Raw genomic sequence first — 22,239 nt, 5'->3', positions numbered from 1 at the left:
ATTCCTCGACATTTGACTGTTTCGGTCCGCTACCTGCACAGTAAAGCATTCCCGCACGTGGCAGCAAAGGAGTCCAGGTGGCCACCTCCCCCATGGCCCCGTCACCGCTCGGCATCCCCAAGAGCCGGGCTCGCCAGCTCATGGCGGCGAGCATCGGCAACGTCGTCGAGTGGTACGACTGGTACGCCTACACCTTCCTCGCGATCTACTTCTCCGCGCAGATCTTCCCCGCGAGCACCGGCAGCAGTCTCGTGCCGTTGCTCAGCTCGTTCGCCGTCTTCGCCGTGGGCTTCTTCATGCGTCCGCTCGGCGGCCTGCTGGTCGGCGCCTTCGCCGACCGGTACGGGCGCAAGGCCGCCATGACGTTCACCATCATCCTGATGGGCGTGGGCTCGCTGATCGTCGGCCTGACCCCCACCTATGAGGCGGTCGGCCTGCTAGCGCCGGTCATCCTCACCCTGGCCCGGCTCATCCAGGGTCTGTCGGTGGGCGGCGAGTTCGCCGCCGCCACCACGTTCCTCGTCGAGTCGGCCCCCGAGGGCCGCCGCGGCCTGTTCTCGAGCTTCCAGTACGTCAGCACGACCATCGGCCAGCTCCTCGCCTCGGGCCTCGCGGCGCTGCTGGCCACCAGCCTCGCCGAGGCCGACATGGACTCCTACGGCTGGCGCATCCCGTTCATCGTCGGCGCCGTGCTCAGCCTCGTCGGCCTGTGGATCCGCAAGGGCGCCGACGAGACGTCGGCGGTGGCCGAGGAGATCCAGCAGGGCAAGGCCGAGCGGCCGAAGATGTTCGAGTTCCTCAGGCACCACCCGAGGTCGGCGGCCACCATCGTGGGCATCACGATCGCCGGCACCGTCGCGTACTACACCTGGACCAGCTTCCTGCCCACGTACGCGCAGATCACGGTCGGCTTCGACGAGGCCGACTCGCTGCAGATCGGCACGATCTCGCTGGTCTTCTTCATGATCCTGCAGCCGCTGCTCGGCATGTTGTCGGACCGGGTCGGGCGCCGGCCGATGCTCATCACGTTCGGCGTCGGGTTCCTCGTGCTGCCGGTGCCGCTGCTCAGCCTGCTCACCGACGCGTACGCGAGCCTGCTCGTCGTGCAGCTCGTCGGCATGGTCTTCCTCGGCTGCTTCACCTCGATCTCGGCCGCGGTCAACTCCGAGCTCTTCCCGACGCGGGTGCGGGCGGCGGGCGCGGGGTTCCCGTACTCGCTGACCGTGGCGCTCTTCGGCGGCACCGCGCCGCTGATCGGCACCGCCCTGCAGCAGGCCGGCAACCCGCAGCTCTTCCCGTGGTACATGTCGGCTCTCGCGCTGATCTCGACCCTCGTCTACGTGTTCGTCCTCAAGGAGACGAAGGGCCGGCCGCTGAGCTAGCGTCCCGCTCGTGACTGACGACTACTCGGAGGTGTTCCTGCGGTTCGGCATCGAACCGCAGGACTCCTTCTACCCCTACGCCCCCGTGTTCCGCGGCGCGATCGGCGGAGTGGCCGTCGCCGTCAAACGCACCCACTCGGCCGAGGCCATGGGCCGGTGGGTGCGCCACCTCGCTGGCGCGGGCGTGCCGGTGGTGACGCCACTGGCCGGGCCGTACCGGATCGGCGAGGACGACTGGGTCGCCTACCCCTGGATCGACGGGCGCGCCTACGACGGCTCGCCGGCGGACATCCGCGCCGCCGGAGACCTGCTGGGACGCCTGCACGCGGCGCCCGACGGCTCGACCGGCCTGCCCGGCTTCGAGTGGCCCGGCCACGACGCGGCGTCGGTCGAGGAGGACGTGGCGGGCCTCGACAAGGTGCTCACCGCCTACCGGCCGGACCTGCGCGAGCAGGTGCTCGGCCGGCTCGCGCCGCTGTTGTGGTCGTTCATGACCACCACGCTGCCCGCGATCCGCGACGCCGGCCTGCCCGCGGCCGACGTGTCGCTGGACCACAAGGCCGTCAACCTCGTGTACGGCGCGGCCGGGCCCGTGCTGATCGACCCCGACAACGGGGAACGGGCGCCCCGGCTCCTCGACCTGGCACTGGCCGTGCTGCTGTTCCACAACGACCTGCCGGGCGGCCCCGCGCGGTCGTTCTCCGCTACGGAGTGGGCCGCCTTCCGGGACGCCTATCTCGCCCACGTGCGGCTGACCGATCAGGAGCGGGCGCTGTGGCCGGCCGCTCTGACGTACATGCTGCTGGAGTGGGGCGTGTGGACGGCCGTCCACGGCGGCGAGGTCGGCGACTGGGACGACCCGCGGCAGGCGGCCTTCCTCGCGGACCTGCTCACCGCGGACGCCACGCGTTACCCGATCTAGCCGCCGTACGACGTGCAGGGGCGCTGCCTGAGCTCCTTGACGTAGTCGTCGGGGGCTCCGGCGCGCTCGGCCGCCTCGGCCAGGCAGCCGAGGTAGCGGGCCGAGGGCAGGCCGCCCTCATAGCCGTCGAGCACGTAGAACCAGGCCACGACCTCGCCCTCCAGCGTCTGCACACGCAGCCGCACCTTGTGGTAGGCGCCACGCACCGCGCCCTCCCACTGGTCGAGCGAGGTCTCCTCCCACTCGGGCACGTCGTAGAGCACCACGAACACGTGCTCGCTGGGATCCTCCACGATCGTCGCGACCGCGCCCTCCCAGGACGAGTCGTAGCCGCCGAACGTCAGCCGCCAGCCGGGCAGCCAGCCCACGCCCCAGATCGGAGAATGCGGCGCACGCATGGCCATCTGCTCCGGATCCATGTTGGAGCCGTAAGCAGCGTAAAGCCTGCGGTCATTCGGCTTCCCCGAGTGCGAAAGCCATGCCACGATCCACCCCTCTCGACGGGTGACGCTCATCCAGCTACCGCGCTATCCTGTCACGCCCCGCGGCCGAGTCGTTCCACCCCCGGTACGAAGCCGTGTCATGCCACGGTCAGGCATGCTGGCTCCATGCCGTACGGACAGACGGGAAGGCCCAGGCCGCCGGTCGTCGAGCTGACCGACCGGCGCGCGCTGGAGCGGTGGCGGCCGGCCGATCCCGAGACGGTGGAGCGGGCGCGGCGGCTGAAGGAGCAGGCGCTGCTCGATCTCGGCCTGACGCACAGCGCGATCGCGTCGTGGATCTACAGCAAGTGTCACCACCAGGTCCCGACCACGGCCGTGGACACCGCGGCCGTGCTGGCCTCCGGCGACGGCACGTGCCTGCTGCTCTACAACCCCGGCTTCTTCGTGGCGCTGGGCCTGGAAGGGGTGCGGTTCGTCCTCTTCCACGAGGCCCGTCACCTGGTGCAGCGGCACCTGTTCGCCGAGCAGGAGCTGCTGGACGACCCCGTCTTCACCCTGGCCTGCGAGGTGACCATCAACCACGTCGCGCTCGTACGGCTGCGCGCCCGCGGGCTTCCCGTGATCGACGGGCGGCCGGTGGGCGTCGACCCGGCCAGGGTGCACCGGGCGTACCAGGCCGACCTGGCGGAGCAGGGGCTGGCGGCGCTCCCCTACGAGGAGTTCGCCGCCACCGACATGATCGTCTACCGGGAGCTGCGCCGGATGCGCCATCCGCCCGTGCCCCGGCAGCCGCCCTGCGTCCACCTGCTCATGGACGGGCTCGACCAGGAGACCGTCGACCGCGTCGGCAACGAGGTGCTGCGCAGCGTGCTGATCGCCGCCAGGCGCGGCAACGCCGTGGCGCGCGGCGAGCTGCTGGACCTGCTCGACCGCACCGAAGGCGCGGGGGCGCGCGCCGACCGGCTCTGGGGCGACCTCGGCGCGCACGCGCTGCGCGGGCGCACCGTCGCCACGCGCCGCGTCGAATGGTGGCAGCAGTGGCTCGTCGACGTGCTCGGCTCCAAGCTGAGGGACGGCGAGCGGCTGGTCTACCCGAAGAAGCGCGGCGCCGTGCTGGCCGCGCTCGGCCACGAACCCACGCTGGCCCGGCGCGGCCGGGAGCGGGTCAAGACGCTGGTGATCGCCCTCGACACGTCGGGGTCGATGCCGGACGGCGTGGTGGAGTGGCTCACCGAGCTGGTCGGGCGGATCGACGGGGTGGAGGCGCACTGGCTGAGCTTCGACGCCGTCGTCATGCCGTTCCGGCCGGGTGAGAGGGTGTACGGCGGGGGCGGCACGAGCTTCGCCGCGGTCCGCGACCACGTCGAGGGCCGTCACGGGGTACGCGACCAGCCGGACGGGCAGGCTGATCACCTTGATGGGCACCCCGACGCGGTGATCGTGCTCACCGATGGGCACGCTCCGCCGATCACGCCCGCCATGCCCGACCGGTGGATCTGGCTGATCACGCCCGGCGGCGACGACTGGCCCGAGCGGCATCACCCGCCGATGGCCTGCCACCGGGTACGCCCGGCGCTGGCGATGTGATCTCCGACCCCGTACGGTGTCGATCCGTGACTTTTGCCGCTGTCGCCCGGGTCAGGGCGGCCGACATCCGCGCCTGCGCCGCGGGCCTGCTGCGCTTCGCCGCCCCCGGCGAGCTGGACGCGCTGCTCGCCGACCCCCTGACCGCACAGGCCCACACCAGCTACGGAATGCTCAACCTGACGGTCGTCGAGGCGTTCCTGCGGCGGGACGGCCGCCCGCCCGCCGGCCTGCTGTCCGATCCGGCGCTGTTGGACCCGAAGTCGTGCCTGCTCGGCCGGCTGCTGGACCTGGACGACCCCGAGGTGAACGGCGCGCTCTTCCTCTCGCCCGCCGTGCCGCGCAACGTCCTGCGGCAGCTGGCCGGCCAGACCTCCCGGCGCGACGGAGTCACGCCCGTCCCGCTCCCGGCGCACGTCCTGCAGCAGGCAGGCTCCGAGCGGCTGCTGAACGCGCTGCTGCACTCCTCCGACCCCGACGTCGCCGCGCACGCCCTGCGGACGCTGGGCCGGGGCGCCGAGCCGCACGGCGCCGTACGGGCCTGCCGGTTGTTGCTGGACACCCACCGCTCGTACGAGCTGCGGCGGCTGGAGGAGGAGGACCGGCTGCCCGAAGCCCGCTGGGGGCCGGACGAGTCGGAGCCGAGCGTCGGCGCGTACGTACGGGCCGCGCTGCGCAGCCAGGACGGCGCCGACCGGCTGCGCGAGCTGAGCGAGCGGGTGCGGCGGCCGGAACGGCTCACCTCGGTGGCCGAACTCGGCGACGCGGCGGGCCGCGACCCGCTGGCGTCCGCGCCGCTGGTGCGCTCGGTCGTCCACCGCCGGCATCCCTGCGCGCCCCGGATCGACTGGCCCGCCCTGCTGGCGGCCGAACCGGAACGGCGGCGGCGCGACGGGCCCTTCCCCCACCTGGTGGCGCGGCTGCTGGCGCTGCGCCCCGACACGCCGTACGAGCTGCTCCGGCTCGCGGTCGCCGACCATCCCCATGTCGCGCCGCTCGCCCCCGCACCCACCGCCGAGCTGCTCGCGGACGTCTGCGAGCGCCTGGCGCTGGTCGGCGCGCCCGCCGCGGTGAAGGTGGCCGGCAACGGCTTCGTCATGGGCACCCTGACCGCCGAGCAGATCGTCTCCATCCTCCCGGCCGAGGCCCTGGAGCCGTACGCGGAGTCGCTGTGGCTTCCCGGGCTGCGCGGCACGGCGGCGGTTCGCACGCTGACCGGCAAGGACGGCGACGTGGTCCTGCGGCCGTTCTTCTGCGACGAGACCGGCCACGGCGCCCACCGCCGGCTGCGCTCACCCCTGCGGCGGGCGCACTGGGACGCCGCGGCCGTCTACGGGCGGCAGGTGGCCGACGCGCTGCGGCATCGCGAGCTGTCGGCAGACGAGGTGCTGTCCATGGTCTCCCCGGACGCCGTGCTCGCCCCCGACCCGGCGGCGTTGCCGGATCCGCGGGTGCTGCGCCGGCTGGCCGAGCTGGTGCACCAGAACCTCGGCGGGCGGCCGGAGGCGTGGATGGTGGCGCTGCGGCTGCTGCAGGACGGCTTCGTCGGCACCCTTCCCGAGCTGCTGGTCACCGCGGGCGCCGTGGCCGCCTGACCGGTCACCAGGGCGCGACGCGGTAGTCCTTCAGCAGGCACCCGTACGGCGGGTCGCCGGCCTCGCCGCGCGCGATCGGGTCGTACACGCGGGCCGCCGCGTCCACGTCGTCCAGCGGCGGGCGGAAACCGGCCGCGGCGCGGCGGCGGCGGTCCGGCTCCGGCTGCTGGTCGGAGAACCAGCCGGGGTCCACGCTCGTCACGTAGACGCCGTGGGCGGCCAGCTCGCCGGCGCTGGTGCGGGTGAGCATGTTGAGCGCGGCCTTGGCCATGTTGGTGTGCGGGTGCTCCGGGCCCTTGTGCCGCCGGTCGAACTGGCCCTCGGCAGCCGAGACGTTCACGACGTACCTGCGGGGGTGCGGCGAGCTCTCCAGCAGCGGGCGGAGTCGGCCGAGCAGCAGGAACGGCGCGGTGACGTTGATCAGCTGCACCTCCAGGAACTCCACCGGGTCGACGTCCTCGACCAGGCGGGTCCAGGAGTTGACCGGCGACAGGTCGGGGATCAGGCCCGAGACGTCTCTTACGGCGGCGATCTCCGCGCTCGCCCCCAGGCTCGGCCCCGCGGTCAGCTCGGCGGCCCGTTCGGCGACACGTTCGGCCGCCAGCAGCGCCGCGTACGACTCCGCCGGAGGCCGCACGGTCTGGGCGGCGAGGTTCACCAGGATGTCCAGCGGCTCGCCCGCGTCCACCTGCGCGTCACACCAGCGCAGCAGGGCGGGGACGTCGCGCAGGTCCATCCCGGTGACCGTCAGCCGGCCGGCCCACTCGGGGCTGTCGGGCACGGCGGCGAACCTGCGGCGCGCGTCGTGCGGGAACCGGGTGAGCGCGGTCACCGCGGCCCCGTCCCGCAGCAGCTTCAGCACCAGCTCGAAGCCGGCCTTCACCCGGCCGCCGGTGACGACGGCCCGCCTGCCGGACAGGTCGGCACGGGCGTGCCTGCGCGCCCGGTTCTCGGCATCACATGGCGGGCACAGCCTGCCCACGCCCCGGAAATGGCTCTTGCACACGTAGCACCGCCGCAGCCCGTCGCCGGAGCCGAGCGGCCACCGCACCGGACGGCCGGTGCCCTCCGGGAGCGGCACGACGGCCGCTTCCGGGGACCGTACGAGGGCCGTCGGCGCACCATCGGCGCACTCGGCCGCCTCCGTCCGGGGCGCCGGGCGGGGGCTCGCCAGGGCCGCGGCGTCTTCGTCCACGCGCCGACGTCGTTCCCTGGCCCGTGCGTTCTCCCGGGTGCGCTTGGTGAAGGCGCTGACCGCGTGCTGGAGGCGTACGAGATCGGGGTCGTCGTGCGGAGCCTCGGCCAGCTCGGCGAGCACCCGCAGGCATACTCGGAGATCGTCCTCACGCATGCCGGTATTAAACGGCAAATCGGATGATATTCCTGGCGGGCCCCGATGTACTGGCTCTCACACGACGTCCCAGGGGGAGGACACGAGGTGAACCAGCAGCCGCCCGGCCGCCGGACGAGGCGTTCCGCCCTCGCCGACTTCATCGACGCGATGATCGACCTCGGCATCACCGGCCAGGTCTTCGGCGAGCACGGCATCGGCAAGACCGCCACCTTCTTCACCCACGTCCGGGAGAACATGGAGGGCGTCCGTCTGGTCTACGTGCCCGCCGCGAACCTCACGCCCGACGACCTCCTCGTCAACGCCCCCGTACGGCAGGACGGCGAGCTGGTCCTGCGCCAGCTGATCATGCGTCAGCTCAGCCCGGGCCGCCCGTTCGTGCTGCTCATCGACGACTCCCTGCAGGCCGGCGAGACCATCCAGGCCCAGCTCATGCAGATCGCCTGCTCCTGGACGCTGGGCGAGCACGACCTGCGCGCGCTCGGCTGCGTCGGCGTCTTCCTCACCGACAACGAGTCGCTGACCGAGACCTCCGCCCGCCGTTCCGACCTCGCGATCCTCGACCGGATGGCCACCCTGCGGGTGACGGCGGCCGACACCGCGTGGCGCGCCGCGCTCGCGCGCAAGTTCGGTGACGTCGACCTCTCCGGCGTCTTCCGGGTGTGGGCGACGCTGCCGCCGGACCTGCGCCGCCTGATGTCCCCGCGCACGCTGGAGCACGTCCTCGACTGCGCCCTGGCCGGCCTCCCGCCGCACTGGGGCCTGCCGCTGGTGAACGGCGACCGGCTGCGCCTCGCCGTGCCCCGCCAGGACGGCACGCCCGGCCCTGACCAGGCACCCGACGTGCTGGCCGCCGTGGTCGAGGAGCTGCGCCGCGCGGGTGCCGACGTTCCGGCCCCGGCGCACCTGCCGGACGCCGTCCGCACGGTCGTCCGCGAGGCCCTGCGGCGCCGCTGGGCGGTGCTGATCCAGGGCCCGCCCGGCTGCGGCAAGACCGAGGTCGTCAAGCAGGTCGTACGCGAGGAACTGGGCCGCGACCCGGTCTACTTCTCCCTGCCCGTGACCAACGTCGAGGATCTGTGCGTCCCGGTGCCCACCCCGGACGGCACGCTCGACAACCTGATGGCCCGCGTCTTCACCGGCGAGGAGGCCAAGGCCGTGGTCTGGGACGAGTACAACCGGCCCAAGGACAAGTCCACCTTCGCCAGGCTCATGGAGATCACGCAGGAATGGTCGCTGGCCGGGCGACGCATCGAGGGGCTGCGGGCCCAGGTGGCGCTCCAGAACCCGCCGTACCACCTCGGACGCAAACTCCTGGTCGCCCGCAACACCGTCGCCCAGGCCTCCCGCTTCACCGTCTCGCTGGACATCACGCCCGAGGACATCCCGGCCAACGAGTGGCTGATCGAGCGGTACGGCCCGGTGGCGGAGACCGTCCTGGAGTGGTGGAAGAACGACATCGACGACGAGGGCCGCGCCTGGATCACCAAGCGCACCCTGGAGCGGCTCGTCAAGCTGCACGGGCGCGGGCTGCCCCTGGAGCTGGGAAAGATCTACCTGGGCGACGGCGAGTACGCCCCCGTGCCGCTCACCGACCTGTCGGCCCGCCTGGCCTCCCGGCAGGTGACCGGACTGCGCGAGCTGGCCGGCGACGTGGACGGCTGGGCCGCGCGGCTGCGCGAGGCCGCCGAGGACGGCCCCGAGGGCGCGGACGCGAGCGACGTCGTGCACCGCGTCCTGGCCAACGCCGAGCTGTCGCAACTGCGCGCCCACCGTGAAGTGGTCGCCCGGCTCGCGCCCCTGCTGCCGCCCAAGCTGAAGGCGACGTACCTGGTGGGGGCGGGTGACGAGCGCCAGCGCTTCTGGATCGAGATCTTCACCTCCGCCGGGAGCCGCCACAGCCCGGTTGCAGTGCAGTCCGGTATGTACGGGACAATGAAACCGTGACGAGGATCGTGATCATTGGCGGCGGACCCGGCGGCTACGAGGCGGCGCTGGTGGCGGCGCAACTCGGCGCGCAAGTCACGCTGGTCGAGCAGGACGGGCCCGGCGGGGCCTGCGTGCTGACCGACTGCGTGCCGTCCAAGACCCTGATCGCGACCTCCGTGCGCAAACAGGCGCTGCTCGACGCGGCCTCGCTGGGCGTGTCGTTCACCGGCGGGCCCGACGGCGACGTCGGATCGGTCGGGGTCGATCTGCCGCTGGTCAACAAGCGGGTCAAGGAGCTGGCGCAGGCTCAGTCGGCCGACATCGCGACGCGGGTCGAGGCCGAGGGCGTCGAGATCGTCAGGGCGCGCGGGCGGCTGGTCGATCCGCAGGTGGTGCGGGCGGGCGACCGTACGATCCGGGCCGACGTGGTGCTGATCGCCACCGGCGCGACGCCGCGCGTGCTGCCCGGGGCCGAGCCCGACGGGGAGCGCATCCTCAACTGGCGTCAGCTCTACGACCTGGAGGAGCTGCCCGAGCACCTGATCGTGATCGGCTCGGGCGTGACCGGGGCGGAGTTCGCCGGGGCCTACCGGTCGCTGGGGGCGGAGGTCACGCTGGTCTCCAGCCGCGACCGCATGATGCCCAACGAGGACGCCGACGGCGCGGAGGTGCTCGAAGAGGTCTACCGGCGGCGCGGCATGAACGTCATGGGCCGTTCGCGGGCGTCGTCCGTCAAGCGCACCGACGACGGCGTGGTGGTGACCCTGGAGGACGGCCGCACGGCCGAGGGCTCTCACGCGCTGATGACCGTCGGCATGGTGCCCAACACCTCCGGCATCGGCCTGGAAGAGGCCGGGGTCCAGCTCGACCGGGGCGGCTTCATCAAGGTCGACAAGGTCTCGCGCACCTCCGCGCCCGGCGTCTACGCGGCCGGCGACTGCACCGGCGTGCTGATGCTCGCCTCCGTGGCGGCCATGCAGGGGCGCATCGCGGTGTGGCACGCGCTGGGCGAGGCCGTGCAGCCGCTGCGGCTGTCCACCGTGGCCTCCAACATCTTCACCGACCCGGAGATCGCGGCGGTGGGCGTCGCGCAGCGGGCGATCGAGGCGGGCGAGATCGAGGCCAACGTGGTCAAGCTGCCGCTGGCGACCAACGCGCGGGCCAAGATGCAGGGCTTCAACGACGGCTTCGTCAAGCTCTTCTGCCGCCCCCACACCGGCATCGTGCTCGGCGGGGTGGTGGTGGCGCCGCGCGCGTCCGAGCTGATCCTGGCCGTGTCGGTCGCGGTGCAGCAGCGCCTGACCGTCGACCAAATCGCCCACACGTTCGCCGTCTACCCGTCCCTGTCCGGCTCCATCACCGAAGCCGCCCGCCGCCTCATGCAGCCCGGCGTCTCCATCTGATCTCCACCGTCACGGTCACCGCCCGCTCGCGCCCGTCCACCGAAACACCCGCCGGCCGCTCTGTGGCGCACCGCCGCCACGCGAGCCCGCCCGGGAGCTAGGCGGGCTCTTCGCCCGGCACCTTGGCGAGCGGCACACCCCGCATGCTGAGCAGCACCATCGCGACGCACCCGCAGGTGATCGCGATGTCGGCGACGTTGCCCACGAACGGGCCGTAGTCGATGAAGTCCACGACGCGCCCGCGGGCGAAGCCGGGCTCGCGGAAGAGACGATCGCCCAGGTGGGACACCGCGCCGCCGAGCAGCATGCCCAGCACGAGCGCCCAGCCGGGGGAGGCCAGCCGACGCGCGGTGTAGAGAATGCCGACCACCGCCCCTGCCGCAGCCAGGGCGAACACCCATGTCACGCCGGTGCCTGTGGAGAACGCCGCCCCGGCGTTGTACAGCAGCCGGAAGTGGATCAGAGGGGGGATCACGGCGACGCGTTCGCTGTCGGACAGCGCGGAGACCGCCCAGAGCTTGGTGAGCTGGTCCACGAGCAGGACCACCGCCGCCAGCATGAGCATCATGCCGTACAGCCGACTCGAACCCCGCTCCAACCGCATCATTCATGGCCTCCGTGCTGTACCAACCGGGATTTCCCCGAGACTACCGGGGCGCCTCATGAGGCGTCCCGTGCCGTGATCAGCCCAGGACCTTCAGGTAGTGCGGGTTGTACATCAGGCCCAGGATGTTGCCCCAGGGGTCGATCACCGAGGCGGTGATGAAGCCGGTGCCGCGGTCGCGCGGCGAGTCGTGTTCCTTCGCCCCCATCGCCACGAGCCGTTCCAGGGTCGCCGGCACGTCGTCGACGTGCCAGAAGACCACGGCGCCCGCCGGACCTCCGACCGTGCCAGGGTCGGGGGTCCTGGCCAGTTCGCCGCCCGCGTAGGAGCTGTGGATGAAGCCGAACTCGTGCTGGTAGTCGCCGACGCGCCACTCCATGTACGCCGGCGTGTCCATGTACGGCGGGATCCCGAGCAGGTCGGTGTACCAGCGCTTGGTCGCCTCGAAGTCGGGCGAGTAGAAGGTGATGGTGCTGAGTCCTCGCAACATTTCCGGTCCTCTCTCGGGGTGGTGAGACCCATACTCGCGTTCAAAGTGCTCATCAACTGAGCACTTTGTTTGCGAGGATGAGCGACATGCGCGCTGACCGTCTCGTGGCCGCCCTGCTGCTGCTCCAGGCCCGCGGCCGGGTGACCGCGTCCGAGCTGGCCGAGGAGCTGGAGGTGTCGGTGGCCACGGCGCGGCGTGACCTGGAGGCCCTGTCCGCCGCCGGGATCCCCGTCTACCCGCAGCCGGGGCGTGGTGGGGGCTGGCAGCTCGTCGGCGGCGCCCGTACGGATCTCAGCGGGTTGACCGCGGCGGAGTCCCAGGCCCTTTTCCTGCTCCTCGGTCCGGCCGGTTCGGGCGAGCCGGTGCTGGCCTCCGCCCTGCGCAAGCTCGTTCACGCCCTGCCCGCCACGTTCCGCGCCGACGCGGAGGCCGCGGCGCGGGCCGTCGTCTCCGATCCGGCGGGCTGGGGCGAGGCCGAGCGCGAGCCTCCCGCCCTCGTGCGGGCGCTGCGGGACGCCGTGGTGCGACGGCACAAGGTACGGCTGACGTACAGGGGGACGGAACGGCTGGTCGATCCCCTCGGCCTGGCCGACAAGGACGGCACCTGGTACCTCGTCGCGGGCACCGAGGCGGGCCGGCGGACGTTCCGCGTGGACCGCGTCGACTCCGCCGAGGTCACCGACCTCCGTGCCGAGCGTCCCGACGACTTCGACCTGCCGGCGGAGTGGGCGCGGGTGGTGGCGGAGATGGAGCGGCGGCGCTCGCTCGTCTCCGCCGTGGTGCTGATCGACGCCCGCTTCCTCCCGGTGCTGCGCTCGCATTTCGCACGCCACTGCGAGGTCATCGGCCAGGAGGACGGCCGGGTCAGGGCGCGAGTGGGCGCGCACCTGGTTCGTTCGATCGCCGAGCAACTGGCGGGCTGGGGCGCGATGGTGGAGGTGGTGGAGCCGGAGTCGGTACGCGCCGAACTCGCCCGGATCGGCCGGGAACTGACCGAACGGTACGCCGAGCGCCGCCCGGCCGGGAGCTGACTGCATGACCTCCGGCCGCGAACGGGCCGAACGACCCCGGTCCGTGTTCGCCGGGCCGGGAGCCGGCCGAACGGTACGCCGAGGGGCCCGGTCAGTGGCCGTCAGGGAAGATGTCCTCGGGGAGGAAGGCGGAGACCAGGAAGCTGGGGACGTCCACCAGCTGGCTGACCTTGAGGTCGACGGCGACGCTGCAGATCGCGTACGCCTGTTGCGCCGTCCACCCGCGTTCCCCCAGGTGGTCGATCATGTCGAGGAGGGCGTTGCGGGCGGCCAGGGTGGCGTCCTCGGCGGCCACCTGTCCGTCCCGGCTCACCGACATGCCGGTCGTGGCGTAGAAACGGCGCGGCGCCGCGTACGCCGGGGCCACCCAGTAGTCGGAGCGGGTGAAACGGGGAGCACGGATGCCCTTGGCGGCGGCCTCGCCGGGGTGCAGGTGGAAGCGCACCCGCAGGGTCGCGTTCATCTCGATGGCCGTGCCGCACGCTTCGCTGTCGCCCTGCGCGAAGTGGGCGTCGCCGGCCGAGAACAGCGCACCCGGCGCGTCCACCGGGACGAACAGCCGCGTGCCCGCCCCGAGCTGCTTGATGTCCACGTTGCCGCCCTGCTCCCTGGGCGGGATCGTGCGCAGACCGGCCGCCCCGGCGGCGGAGGCGGGCACCGCGCCCTCGGGCGAGGGCGGCAGCACGAAGCCGCCGCGCGACAGCGCCGCCTGCTCGCGTGCGGTGATCGCGGCCAGCGACGCGTGGCCGGGAGCGAGGCCGATCGTGCCCATGAAGGGCGCGGCGGGGATGCGCACGCCGGGCAGGTCGTCGGAGACCGCCCAGCCGTCGGCGAGCTGCCAGCGCACGATGAACGGCTCGGGGAACACGTCCCGCAGGAACCCGAAGCCCGGCACCTGCACGGTGTAGCCGTAGCCGTCGGGGACGACCTCGAGGATCTCGATCTCCAGCAGGTCGCCGGGCTCGGCGCCCTCGACGTACACCGGGCCGGTGAGCGGGTGGACGAGGTCGAGGTTCGGGGCCTCGACGGTCTTCAGCGTGGCGTCCGGGCCCATCTGGCCGTCGAACGCGTCGCGCGTCTCCATGACCACTTCGTCGCCGGGAGCGCAGCGGACGACGGGTGGGATGTCCGGATGCCAGCGGTTGTGGCCGGTGCCGGGTTCGTCACGTAAGGGGAGAGCGGGGTTGATGCGAATCTCGTGAACGGCCATGGCGGAACCCCCTCGGGTGGCGCGTGTGAACGCCACGCTTCGCCCGCTGGTCCCGCCTGTCAAGCCCTCAACATCTCGTACGCCGCGTACGCCGTGATCCCGTACGCCAGGTGCGGGACGGCGTCCGAGACCCAGCTGGACGCCGGCCACTCGCGCGGGTCGGTGACGCCGAGCGCGGTCAGCGGCGCGTTGGAGCCGAGCATGGCGAGGGCCGTGAGCGCGAGCACCCCGGCCGGCCACGGCGGGCGGCGGCGGGCCGACAGCAGGGCGTAGCACAGGGCCGCGCCCGCCCCCGTGCCGTAGCCCATGAGCGAGCCGAGCGCCTGCTTGCGGTTCTCGGCCCGCTCGGCCTCGCCGAGGTCCACGTCGGCGAGGTCGGTGAGCTTCTCCACGGCCTGCTGCGGCGTGCTGCTGGACCCGCGTCCCCGGATCACCATGTCGAGGTACGTGACCAGGTTGAGCGCGCTGGTCCCGGCCGCACCGGCGATCAGGCCCTTGACGAGAGTGTCCATGTACGCCAGCTACCCGGACACGCCGCAGCATGCGTCCCACCCTGCCCGTGGGAAACACTCCACGGACGCTTCCTGAGAACAAACTCCGGCGCTGGGAAAGGTCACGGAATGTCGCTACCCGTAAGCGCAATGTGTGCCAAGTCTGCCGGTTTTTTTGTCGTATGGGGTTCTGTGTCGGTTTCGATGGGCAGGCTGCGAAAGGCGAGGGGAGATATTCATGACTACGTCTGTGCAACCGGCGGCGTCCGGTCAGATGGCCGGACGTCCGTCGTCTTCGGGCCTGGCCGATGTCATCGACACCATCTTGGACAAGGGCCTGGTGATCGACGCGTACGTCAGGGTCTCGCTTGTCGGGATCGAGATTCTCACGGTGGACGCTCGCGTCGTCGTGGCCAGCGTCGACACGTATCTGCGCTTCGCCGAGGCCGCCAACCGGCTGGACCTCGCCGAGAGCGAGGAGGGCCTGACCGACGTCCTCGCCAAGACGAAGGGCGGCGGCGCCGACAAGGCCAAGGAACTGGTCGAAGGCGTGATGGACACGGCCGGCGACAAGCTGCGCGAGCTCACCGACAAGCCGCGCTCCGCCGCCGAGGAGCCCGAGGTCACGGTCGAACGTGAGCCACGCGAGGCCCCGCGCAAGCGGCCGCGCCCGCAGCGAGAGGAAGGGTAACGCCATGGGACGATCGAAGGTCTCAGAATCCTCCGTGCCGAAACAACGCACGCGCAAGGTCCAGAACCTCGCTTCGTACGTCTACGGCGTCGTGCCCGCCGACCTCAAGAGCCCGCCGGAGACCGAGGGGCTGGGCGACCCGGCGGGAAAAGTACGGCTCGTCCGTCACGGTGAGATCGCCGCGCTCGTCAGCGACATCGACGCCGACGAGCCGCTGGGCCGGCCGGGCGACTTCCTGGCGCACGAGCGGCTGCTCGACGCCACCGCCGCGAAGGCGCCGGTGTTGCCGTTCCGCTTCGGCGGCGTGGTGGCGAACGCCGACGCGGTCGTGGCCGAGCTGCTCGAACCGCACCACGACGAGTTCCTCGCCGCGCTGCGCGAGCTGGAGGGCAAGGCCGAGTTCATCATCCGGGGCCGCTACGTCGAGCGTGCCGTGCTGGCCGAGATCCTCGCGGAGAACGCGGAGGCAGAAAGCCTGCGCCAGGCCATCCGCGGCCGTCCCGAGGAGCTCACCCGCGACGAGCGGATCAGGCTCGGGGAGATCATCTCCGCCGGCATCGAGGCCAAGCGCGACTTCGACACGCAGCAGCTACTCGACCGCCTCTCCGGCCACTACGAGATGGCGTTCGTGCGCGAGCCGACGCACGAGCAGGACGCCGTGCACGTCGCGATGCTGGCCAGGACGAGCGAGCAGGGCCGGCTGGAGGAAACGCTCACCGCGTTCGGCGAGCGCTGGGAGGGCCGCGTGGACCTGCGACTGCTGGGGCCGCTGGCGCCGTACGACTTCGTCGTCACCGACCAGCAGGGGGTGTGACCCGTGGGCCTCGTGACCGGGATCCTGACCTTTCCGGTCAGTGCGCCGCTGCGCGGCCTGGTCTGGCTCGCGGAGCGGATTCAGGACCAGGCAGAGATGGAACTGCACAGCCCCACGTCCGTCCGGCGGCGCCTGGAGGAGATCGAGGAGGCCCGGCGGGCCGGCGAGATCTCCGAAGAGGAGGAGCGCCGGGCGGTCGAGGAGGTTCTGCAGCGCATGACCGCCACCCGGAGGTGAATAGATGCCCACTACCAGGCGCACCACCGTCACGAAGACGCGCGCCCGCCCATCGACCGACGAGGAGGAGGGCACTCGCGCCGCGGCCTCGGGGGAGGTGGACCAGCGTGCCCCCGCCTCGGGTGAGGCGGGGGCACGCGGTGCCGCCCGCCCGCAACGGCAGCAGCCCCGCGAGCTGACGGCCGCGACGGCGGGCGGTGTCGGCGTGCGCCACATCGCCGACCTGACCTCGAAGCACACCGAGGGCGTGACCTCGGTCGAGCCCGTCGAGGACGGCTGGATCGTCAGCGTCGAGGTCGTAGAGGACCGCCGGATTCCCTCCTCCGGCGACATCCTCGCCATCTACCAAGCCAAGATCGACAGGGAGGGCAGCTTGCTGTCATACCGCAGGACACGGCGCTACCGGCGCTCGAACGCCGACATCGGTGAGGCGTTCTGATGGACAGAATGATGGGATCCGGTTCGGCGGTCCGCCCTGCCTACGCGGGCTCGGCGGCCAACCGCGAGCCGACCAACCTCGGCGACATCCTGGAGCGGGTGCTCGACAGGGGCGTGGTGATCGCCGGTGACATCCGGGTCAACCTGCTCGACATCGAACTGCTCACGATCAAGCTGCGGCTGCTGATCGCGTCCGTGGACACCGCCAGGGAGCTCGGCATCGACTGGTGGGAGCACGACCCGTGGCTGTCGGGCCGGGATCGTGAGCTGGTGGAGGAGAACCGCCGCCTGCGCCGCCGCCTGTCCGCCATCGAACGACGGGGAGAGGCCATCGACGGCGGCGACTCCACGGAGCGGTACGACCGGTACAGGGACCACGCGGAGCGACATGGAGACGTCGATGTCTGACGCGACGTACCTGTACGCCGTGGCGCGCGACGCGCTTCCGGAGTGCCCGGCGGGCGTGGCGGACCTGCCGGTGCGCACGATCGGCCGGGAGGGGCTGGTCGCGTACGTGAGCACGGTGCCGCTGGAGCAGTTCGGCGAGCAGGCGCTGCGCCGGTCGCTGGAGGACATGGACTGGCTGGCCGAGACGGCCCGCGCCCACCACCGGGTCGTGGACGCCGTGGCCGCCGCCACCCCGACGGCCCCCGTCCGGCTCGTCACCGTGTACGACGACGACGGGCACGTGCGCGACCTGCTGGACCGGCGGGGGGACGACTTCCTGCGGGTCCTCGCGCGCGTGAGCGGCCGCCGCGAGTGGGGCGTCAAGGCGTACGCCGACCCGGCCGCCGGCGTCGGCCCCGGACCGGGAGCCTCCGGCGACGGGAACGGCGAGTCGTGCCCGGGACCGAGCGCGAGCGGCGGCGGGGGTGCCGGGCGACCCGGGACCGCGTACCTGCAGCGGCGCCGCGCGAGCCTGCGCGGGCGCGAGCAGGTGCGCAGGCAGGTGCTCCAGCGCGCCGACCACATCCACCGGGCGCTGTCGGAGCTGGCCGCCGCGAGCTACCGGCACCGCGCCCAGGACCCGCGCCTGTCCGGCCGGCACGACTGGATGTTGTTGAACGGCGCCTACCTCGTGGACGAGGGCCGCGACGCCGAGTTCGCCGAGCAGGCGGCGGCCCTGGGGGGCGACGGGGTGGAGATCCGGGTGACCGGGCCGTGGGCGCCGTACTCGTTCACGGTGATGGAGATGGGCTGATGCGTGATGTGGTGGCCGAGGAACGGCTGCCTCCCGAGCGCGTCGCGCTCGTGGACCTACTGGACCGGCTCCTGGCGGGAGGCGTGGTGATCACCGGTGACCTGGTGCTGTCCATCGCCGACATCGACCTCGTCCGCATCTCGCTGCGAGCCCTGATCGCGTCGATCGACGAAGACCTCGAGGGGAGTGCCGGCTGGTGAGCCAGACGGAGAGGCCGGCCTGGCGGGTCGCCGCCGACCCGGACACGGTGGAGCGCGACCTGACCCGTCTCGTGCTGACGCTCGTCGAGCTGGTCCGCCAGCTCGTCGAGCGCCAGTCCGTACGGCGGATGGAGCAGGGCGACCTGACGGACGAGCAGATCGAGGCGCTCGGCGTCGCGCTGATGCGGCTGGAGGAGGGAATGGACGACCTCTGCGACCACTTCGGCCTGCGCCCGCAGGACCTCAACCTCGACCTCGGCCCCCTGGGCACCCTCCTGCCGTCGAACGACTGACTCCGCGCGGATCGGCCGGGGACGGCCTACCTGGGGACCACGCCGTCCTTCGTTGACGGAGCCCTAGCATCGACGCGTGGAGTCCGGTGGCGTGGAGGTGTTCGAGGGGCAGCGGCCGCGGCTGCTGGGGCTGGCGTACCGGATGCTCGGCTCCGCCGCCGAGGCCGAGGACGTCGTCCAGGAGGCGTATCTGCGATGGAGCCGGGCCCGACCGGTCGGGGATCCGGCGGCGTGGCTGACCCGGGTGGTCACGAACCTCTGCCTCAACCAGCTCACCTCCGCCCGCGCACGGCGTGAGCGTTACGTGGGGCCGTGGCTGCCGGAGCCGGTCCTCACGGGCGGCGGCGCGCTCGGCCCGCTGGAGACCGTCGAACAGCGCGAGAGCGTCTCCATCGGTGTGCTCGTGCTGCTGGAGCGGCTGACCCCGGTGGAACGGGCGGTGTTCGTGCTGCGGGAGGCGTTCGGGCACCCGCACGCGGAGATCGCCGCGATCCTCGGCATCGAAGAGACCCACTCGCGCCAGCTGCACCACCGGGCCAGGACGCACGTCGGCGAGCCGCGCAAACGGTTCGACGGCGACCGGGAGCACCACCGGCGGATCGTGCGCGGCTTCCTCGCCGCCGCCCGCACGGGTGACGTCGCGGCCCTCGAACGGCTGCTCGCCGACGACGTGGCCGCCTGGGCCGACGGCGGCGGCACCACGACCGCCGCCCGGCGTCCGGTACGCGGGCGTGCGGCCGTGCTGCGCTACCTGGGCGGGCTCAGCCGACGGCCGGAGGCTGCCGTGGCGACGGGCGAGGTCGTGGAGGCCAACGGTGAGCCCGCCGCACTCTTCCGCGACGCCACGGGCGGCATCCTGGCGGTCGTGGCCATGGAGGTCGCGGCCGGCCGGGTGGTGGCCGTGCGGACGATCGTCAACCCGGCCAAACTCGCCTACGCCGCCGCCCAGCTCATGTGACCGGCATCACGGGCCGGGGGTGTCACGGATGACCCGGCTGTCCGGTTCAGGTGGTGACTCGATGGGAGGAACCATGACGGACCACATCGTGGTGCTGGGAGCCGGATACGCGGGGCTGGCGGCGGCCAAGCGCGCCGCCGCGCGGCTGCGCCGCACCGCCGCACGGGTGACGCTGGTCAACGCGTCCAGCCGTTTCGTGGAGCGGGTACGGCTTCACCAGCTCGCGGCCGGCCGGCGGCTGGCCGAGCTGCCGCTGGCGGGCCTGCTCGGCGGCAGCTCGGTGGAGCTGGTGGTCGCGCGGGCCACCGGGATCGACTTGGCGGAGCGGACCGTACGGCTCGACGGGCCGCCGTACGAGCTGCGCTACGACGTCCTGGTCTACGCGCTCGGCAGCGGCTCCGGCGGCGAGGCGGTGCCGGGGGTGCGGGAGCACGCGTACCCGCTGGCCACGGCGGACGAGGCGCTGCGGCTGCGGGCGCGGCTGGCGGAGACCGGCTCGGTGACCGTGGTCGGCGGCGGGCTGACCGGCATCGAGGCGGCGGCCGAGCTGGCCCGCCCGGGGCTGCGCGTGGAGCTGCTGACGACCGGCGTCGCCGGGCCCGGCCTGTCGGCCCGCGCGCGCGGCCACATCCGCCGGTCGCTCGCGCTCATGGGCGTCGCCGTACGCGAGCACGCGCCCGTCGCCAAGCTCGGCCCCGGCACCCTGCTGCTGGACGACGGCACGGAACTGCCCGCGGAGACGGTGGTGTGGGCGGCCGGGTTCGCCGTGCCGGCGCTGGCCGCCGACGCGGGCCTGGCCGCCGACGGGCACGGACGCATGCTGGTCGACGCGTCGCTGCGGTCCCTGTCGCACCCCGACGTGTTCGGCGCGGGGGACGCGGCCGCCGCCGACCGGCGGGGCCGGACGGCCCGTATGTCCTGTCAGACGGGCCTGCCCATGGGCAGGTACGCCGGCGAGGCCGTCGCCGACCTGCTCACCGGCCGCGAACCGCGTACCGCGCGCTTCCGTTTCGTCTGGCAGAACGTCAGCCTGGGCCGCCGCGACGGCGTCACCCAGTTCACCCGCGCCGACGACACGCCCCTCGACGCCGTCATGACGGGGCGTGCCTCGGCCGCCTTCAAGGAGGCCGTCACCCGGAGCACGGTCTGGTTCCTCCGTCATCCGCGCTGAGGTGCCACGGCAGCACGACGGGCTCGTCCACCGCGCCGCGGAGCAGCCGTTCCATCAGCTTGCCGAGCTCTCTCGGCACGACGGGCTCGTCGGCGCGGTCGAGCTCGTGCCGCGACCACCACCTGAACCGGTCGGTCGTCGCCCGCTCCTCCTCGTCCATGCCGGACGTGTCCACCTCCAGCCCCGGCACGCGCAGGAGGAAGAAGGAGTCGCGGGAGTGGTACCGCCGCCCGCCCAGCCGCCAGCCGCCCTCGCTCGTCGCCACCACCGGCCCGAGCGCCTCGGGGGCGACGACGTGGCCGAGCTCCTCCCGCAGCTCACGGGCGGCGGCCTGCGGGGCGCTCTCGCCGGGGTCGACGCCGCCGCCTGGCGTGAACCACGCGTACGGCGTGTCCTCCCGCTGCAGCAGCAGGCCGCGGTAGAGCAGGATCCGGTCGGCGGCGTCGACCAGCAGGACGCGGGCCGTCTCGCGGACGATCACGGTGTGGCCATCTCGGCGGTGATGGCCCAGCGCTCGTGGTCGCGCCAGGCGCCGTCGATGAACTGGAAGTTCGGCGAGTAGCCCTCGCGCTGGAAGCCGGCCCGCCGGATGAGGCCGAGCGAGGGCGTGTTCGCCGGCTGGATGTTGGCCTCCAGCCGGTGCAGCTCCATCTCGCCGAACGCGTGCCGCACGAGCAGCCGCAGCCCCTCGGTCATGTAGCCGCGCCCGGTCGTGGAGGCGTACGCGCAGTAGCCGATGGTCGCGCTCTGGTGGGTGCCGCGGATGATGTTGTTGACGTTGACGCGGCCGACGATCGCGCCGGTGTCGTGCCGGCAGATGAGGAACCCCTCGTGCGACGGCCCGTCGAACCTGGCCACGTACCTCTCGAAGTCCTCGTAGGTGACGATGGGGGCGCCGGGCATCCACCGGGCGAGCATCTCGGCGCTCTCCTCGTGCAGGGCCGCGAGCTCCTCGAAGTCCCGCAGGGTGACGTACCGGATGGCCACCCGAGCCCCCTGAGCAAGATAGATCACATCCGACATTCTGCTGCAGGTGCTAGGGTGCGATTCGTCCGCGATGAAGGGGGAGATGAGTTGATGGCCGCGCCGAAGGCCGCTGCCGTGCGCAGCGCCGCGATCGTCCTCATGTTCCCGGTCCCGGCCTGACCCGGTTCCCCGCTTCGTCACGAGCCGCACGGCTCGTCAGGTGGGTGACGCCTGAATCGCGTCGGGGCCCTTCTCGCAAGGATCACCCATCACCATGCACGACGCTTTGACGTCCGCGTTCCTCACCCTGCACCACGGCCTGCCCCGCCAGGGGCCGGGCTCCGACTCCTCCACCCGCCGCATGATGGCGCTGGCCGGTCCGCTGCCGGACCGCCCGCGCGTCCTGGACATCGGCTGCGGGCCCGGCCGTGCCTCGCTGCTCCTGGCCGAGGAGGCCGGGGCCGAGGTCGTCGCGCTCGACCTGTACCAGCCGTTCCTGGACGAACTGGCGCAGGCCGCCGCCGATCGCGGCCTCGCCGTCCGCACCGTACGCGCCTCGATGGCGGACCTGCCCTTCCCGGACGCGAGCTTCGACGTGATCTGGGCGGAAGGGTCGGCCTATTTCGTCGGTTTCGACGCCGCCCTGCGCTCCTGGCGGCGGCTGCTCGCGCCCGGCGGAGTCCTGGTGCTCACCGAGTGCGAATGGAGCACCGACTCGCCCTCCGCCCAGGCACGGGCGTTCTGGGACCAGCGGTACCGGCTGCGGACCAGGGCGGAGAACCTCGCCACGGCCCGCGCGGCCGGGGACGAGGTGCCGGGGCTGCACGAGTTGCCG

The 22,239-nt window shown here is 72.6% G+C and carries 25 protein-coding genes and 1 pseudogene; 18 read left to right on the top strand and 8 right to left on the bottom strand.

From position 1 onward, the window contains the following. Window positions 1-77: 77 nt before the first annotated feature. Complete coding sequence (locus E1286_RS11330; protein WP_246074731.1) at window positions 78-1,382, top strand: MFS transporter; 1,305 nt, start codon at window positions 78-80, stop codon at window positions 1,380-1,382. A gap of 10 nt (window positions 1,383-1,392) precedes the next feature. Further along, complete coding sequence (locus E1286_RS11325) at window positions 1,393-2,304, top strand: phosphotransferase (protein WP_132611474.1); 912 nt, start codon at window positions 1,393-1,395, stop codon at window positions 2,302-2,304. On the opposite strand, the gene E1286_RS11320 is transcribed toward E1286_RS11325, so the two are convergent. After that, window positions 2,301-2,789, bottom strand: coding sequence for a gamma-glutamylcyclotransferase family protein (locus E1286_RS11320; RefSeq protein WP_281282655.1), 489 nt, complete (start codon window positions 2,787-2,789; stop codon window positions 2,301-2,303). The two genes, E1286_RS11325 and E1286_RS11320, sit on opposite strands and share 4 nt — an antisense overlap. Before the next feature lie 123 nt (window positions 2,790-2,912). On the opposite strand from E1286_RS11320, the gene E1286_RS11315 reads away from it, so the two are divergent. Both E1286_RS11315 and E1286_RS11310 read left to right on the top strand, forming a co-directional pair. Next, entirely contained in the window at window positions 2,913-4,334 is a 1,422-nt protein-coding gene (locus tag E1286_RS11315) for a vWA domain-containing protein (RefSeq protein ID WP_132611470.1), read from the top strand. A gap of 26 nt (window positions 4,335-4,360) precedes the next feature. Then, window positions 4,361-5,926, top strand: a complete 1,566-nt coding sequence (locus E1286_RS11310) for a hypothetical protein (protein WP_132611468.1) — start codon at window positions 4,361-4,363, stop codon at window positions 5,924-5,926. A 4-nt stretch (window positions 5,927-5,930) separates the two neighbouring features. Here the strand turns inward: E1286_RS11310 and E1286_RS11305 are convergent, their stop codons facing one another. Further along, the gene (locus tag E1286_RS11305; RefSeq protein WP_132611466.1) at window positions 5,931-7,277 is read right to left on the bottom strand and encodes an SDR family NAD(P)-dependent oxidoreductase; all 1,347 of its coding nucleotides are present in this window, start codon (window positions 7,275-7,277) and stop codon (window positions 5,931-5,933) included. A gap of 87 nt (window positions 7,278-7,364) precedes the next feature. On the opposite strand from E1286_RS11305, the gene E1286_RS11300 reads away from it, so the two are divergent. Both E1286_RS11300 and E1286_RS11295 read left to right on the top strand, forming a co-directional pair. Then, complete coding sequence (locus tag E1286_RS11300; RefSeq protein ID WP_223189812.1) at window positions 7,365-9,224, top strand: ATP-binding protein; 1,860 nt, start codon at window positions 7,365-7,367, stop codon at window positions 9,222-9,224. Next, window positions 9,221-10,609 carry an NAD(P)H-quinone dehydrogenase gene (locus E1286_RS11295; protein WP_132611464.1) on the top strand — a complete coding sequence of 463 codons (1,389 nt, stop codon included), beginning with the start codon at window positions 9,221-9,223 and terminating at the stop codon, window positions 10,607-10,609. The genes E1286_RS11300 and E1286_RS11295 overlap by 4 nt, the downstream gene beginning before the upstream one ends. A gap of 97 nt (window positions 10,610-10,706) precedes the next feature. Here the strand turns inward: E1286_RS11295 and E1286_RS11290 are convergent, their stop codons facing one another. Both E1286_RS11290 and E1286_RS11285 read right to left on the bottom strand, forming a co-directional pair. Further along, window positions 10,707-11,216 carry a signal peptidase II gene (locus E1286_RS11290; protein ID WP_132611462.1) on the bottom strand — a complete coding sequence of 170 codons (510 nt, stop codon included), beginning with the start codon at window positions 11,214-11,216 and terminating at the stop codon, window positions 10,707-10,709. A 76-nt stretch (window positions 11,217-11,292) separates the two neighbouring features. Then, complete coding sequence (locus E1286_RS11285) at window positions 11,293-11,703, bottom strand: VOC family protein (RefSeq protein WP_132611460.1); 411 nt, start codon at window positions 11,701-11,703, stop codon at window positions 11,293-11,295. A gap of 86 nt (window positions 11,704-11,789) precedes the next feature. Between E1286_RS11285 and E1286_RS11280 the strand changes: the two genes are divergently transcribed. Next, window positions 11,790-12,734: a helix-turn-helix transcriptional regulator gene (locus E1286_RS11280; protein WP_132611458.1), complete on the top strand. Its 945-nt coding sequence runs from the start codon at window positions 11,790-11,792 to the stop codon at window positions 12,732-12,734. A gap of 91 nt (window positions 12,735-12,825) precedes the next feature. Here the strand turns inward: E1286_RS11280 and E1286_RS11275 are convergent, their stop codons facing one another. After that, entirely contained in the window at window positions 12,826-13,944 is a 1,119-nt protein-coding gene (locus E1286_RS11275; protein WP_132611456.1) for an acetamidase/formamidase family protein, read from the bottom strand. A 59-nt stretch (window positions 13,945-14,003) separates the two neighbouring features. Next, window positions 14,004-14,456 (bottom strand): hypothetical protein, encoded by a 453-nt coding sequence (locus tag E1286_RS11270; RefSeq protein ID WP_132611454.1) that lies wholly within the window; start codon window positions 14,454-14,456, stop codon window positions 14,004-14,006. 217 nt (window positions 14,457-14,673) lie between these two features. Here E1286_RS11270 and gvpJ point away from each other — a divergent pair, with 217 nt between their 5' ends. The 10 genes from gvpJ (at window position 14,674) to E1286_RS11220 (ending at window position 20,438) form a co-directional block, all read left to right on the top strand. After that, window positions 14,674-15,126: a gas vesicle protein GvpJ gene (gvpJ, locus tag E1286_RS11265; protein WP_132611452.1), complete on the top strand. Its 453-nt coding sequence runs from the start codon at window positions 14,674-14,676 to the stop codon at window positions 15,124-15,126. A gap of 34 nt (window positions 15,127-15,160) precedes the next feature. Next, on the top strand, window positions 15,161-15,940 hold the full coding sequence (locus tag E1286_RS11260) for a GvpL/GvpF family gas vesicle protein (protein WP_246074727.1): 780 nt from the start codon (window positions 15,161-15,163) through the stop codon (window positions 15,938-15,940). Window positions 15,941-15,943: 3 nt separating this feature from the next. Then, entirely contained in the window at window positions 15,944-16,177 is a 234-nt protein-coding gene (locus E1286_RS11255) for a gas vesicle protein GvpG (RefSeq protein WP_132611448.1), read from the top strand. A 4-nt stretch (window positions 16,178-16,181) separates the two neighbouring features. Then, window positions 16,182-16,616 carry a gas vesicle protein GvpO gene (gvpO, locus tag E1286_RS11250; protein ID WP_132611446.1) on the top strand — a complete coding sequence of 145 codons (435 nt, stop codon included), beginning with the start codon at window positions 16,182-16,184 and terminating at the stop codon, window positions 16,614-16,616. Window positions 16,617-16,627: 11 nt separating this feature from the next. Continuing rightward, entirely contained in the window at window positions 16,628-17,023 is a 396-nt protein-coding gene (locus tag E1286_RS50120) for a gas vesicle protein (protein WP_246074737.1), read from the top strand. Beyond that, window positions 17,016-17,816: a GvpL/GvpF family gas vesicle protein gene (locus tag E1286_RS11240; RefSeq protein WP_132611444.1), complete on the top strand. Its 801-nt coding sequence runs from the start codon at window positions 17,016-17,018 to the stop codon at window positions 17,814-17,816. Before E1286_RS50120 ends, E1286_RS11240 begins: the two co-directional genes overlap by 8 nt. Continuing rightward, a complete protein-coding gene (locus E1286_RS11235; protein WP_132611442.1) occupies window positions 17,816-18,016 on the top strand; it encodes a gas vesicle protein in 201 nt (66 codons plus the stop codon). The genes E1286_RS11240 and E1286_RS11235 overlap by 1 nt, the downstream gene beginning before the upstream one ends. After that, window positions 18,013-18,309 (top strand): gas vesicle protein K, encoded by a 297-nt coding sequence (locus E1286_RS11230; RefSeq protein ID WP_132611440.1) that lies wholly within the window; start codon window positions 18,013-18,015, stop codon window positions 18,307-18,309. Before E1286_RS11235 ends, E1286_RS11230 begins: the two co-directional genes overlap by 4 nt. Window positions 18,310-18,385: 76 nt before the next feature. After that, on the top strand, window positions 18,386-19,267 hold the full coding sequence (gene sigJ / locus E1286_RS11225) for an RNA polymerase sigma factor SigJ (protein ID WP_132611438.1): 882 nt from the start codon (window positions 18,386-18,388) through the stop codon (window positions 19,265-19,267). A 73-nt stretch (window positions 19,268-19,340) separates the two neighbouring features. After that, window positions 19,341-20,438 (top strand): NAD(P)/FAD-dependent oxidoreductase, encoded by a 1,098-nt coding sequence (locus tag E1286_RS11220; RefSeq protein WP_132611436.1) that lies wholly within the window; start codon window positions 19,341-19,343, stop codon window positions 20,436-20,438. On the opposite strand, the gene E1286_RS11215 is transcribed toward E1286_RS11220, so the two are convergent. Continuing rightward, entirely contained in the window at window positions 20,398-20,919 is a 522-nt protein-coding gene (locus E1286_RS11215; RefSeq protein ID WP_132611434.1) for an NUDIX hydrolase, read from the bottom strand. The two genes, E1286_RS11220 and E1286_RS11215, sit on opposite strands and share 41 nt — an antisense overlap. Next, a complete protein-coding gene (locus E1286_RS11210; protein WP_223189810.1) occupies window positions 20,916-21,452 on the bottom strand; it encodes a GNAT family N-acetyltransferase in 537 nt (178 codons plus the stop codon). The genes E1286_RS11215 and E1286_RS11210 overlap by 4 nt, the downstream gene beginning before the upstream one ends. Before the next feature lie 226 nt (window positions 21,453-21,678). Between E1286_RS11210 and E1286_RS50115 the strand changes: the two are divergent. After that, window positions 21,679-22,131 (top strand): annotated as a pseudogene (locus tag E1286_RS50115) (class I SAM-dependent methyltransferase); the annotation flags it as partial. Between the last annotated feature and the right edge of the window lie 108 nt (window positions 22,132-22,239).

It is taken from the genome of Nonomuraea terrae, assembly GCF_004348995.1.
Taxonomy (GTDB): domain Bacteria; phylum Actinomycetota; class Actinomycetes; order Streptosporangiales; family Streptosporangiaceae; genus Nonomuraea; species Nonomuraea terrae.
Note: the sequence above shows the minus strand (reverse complement) of the source record. Positions and strands in the feature narration are given on the sequence as shown.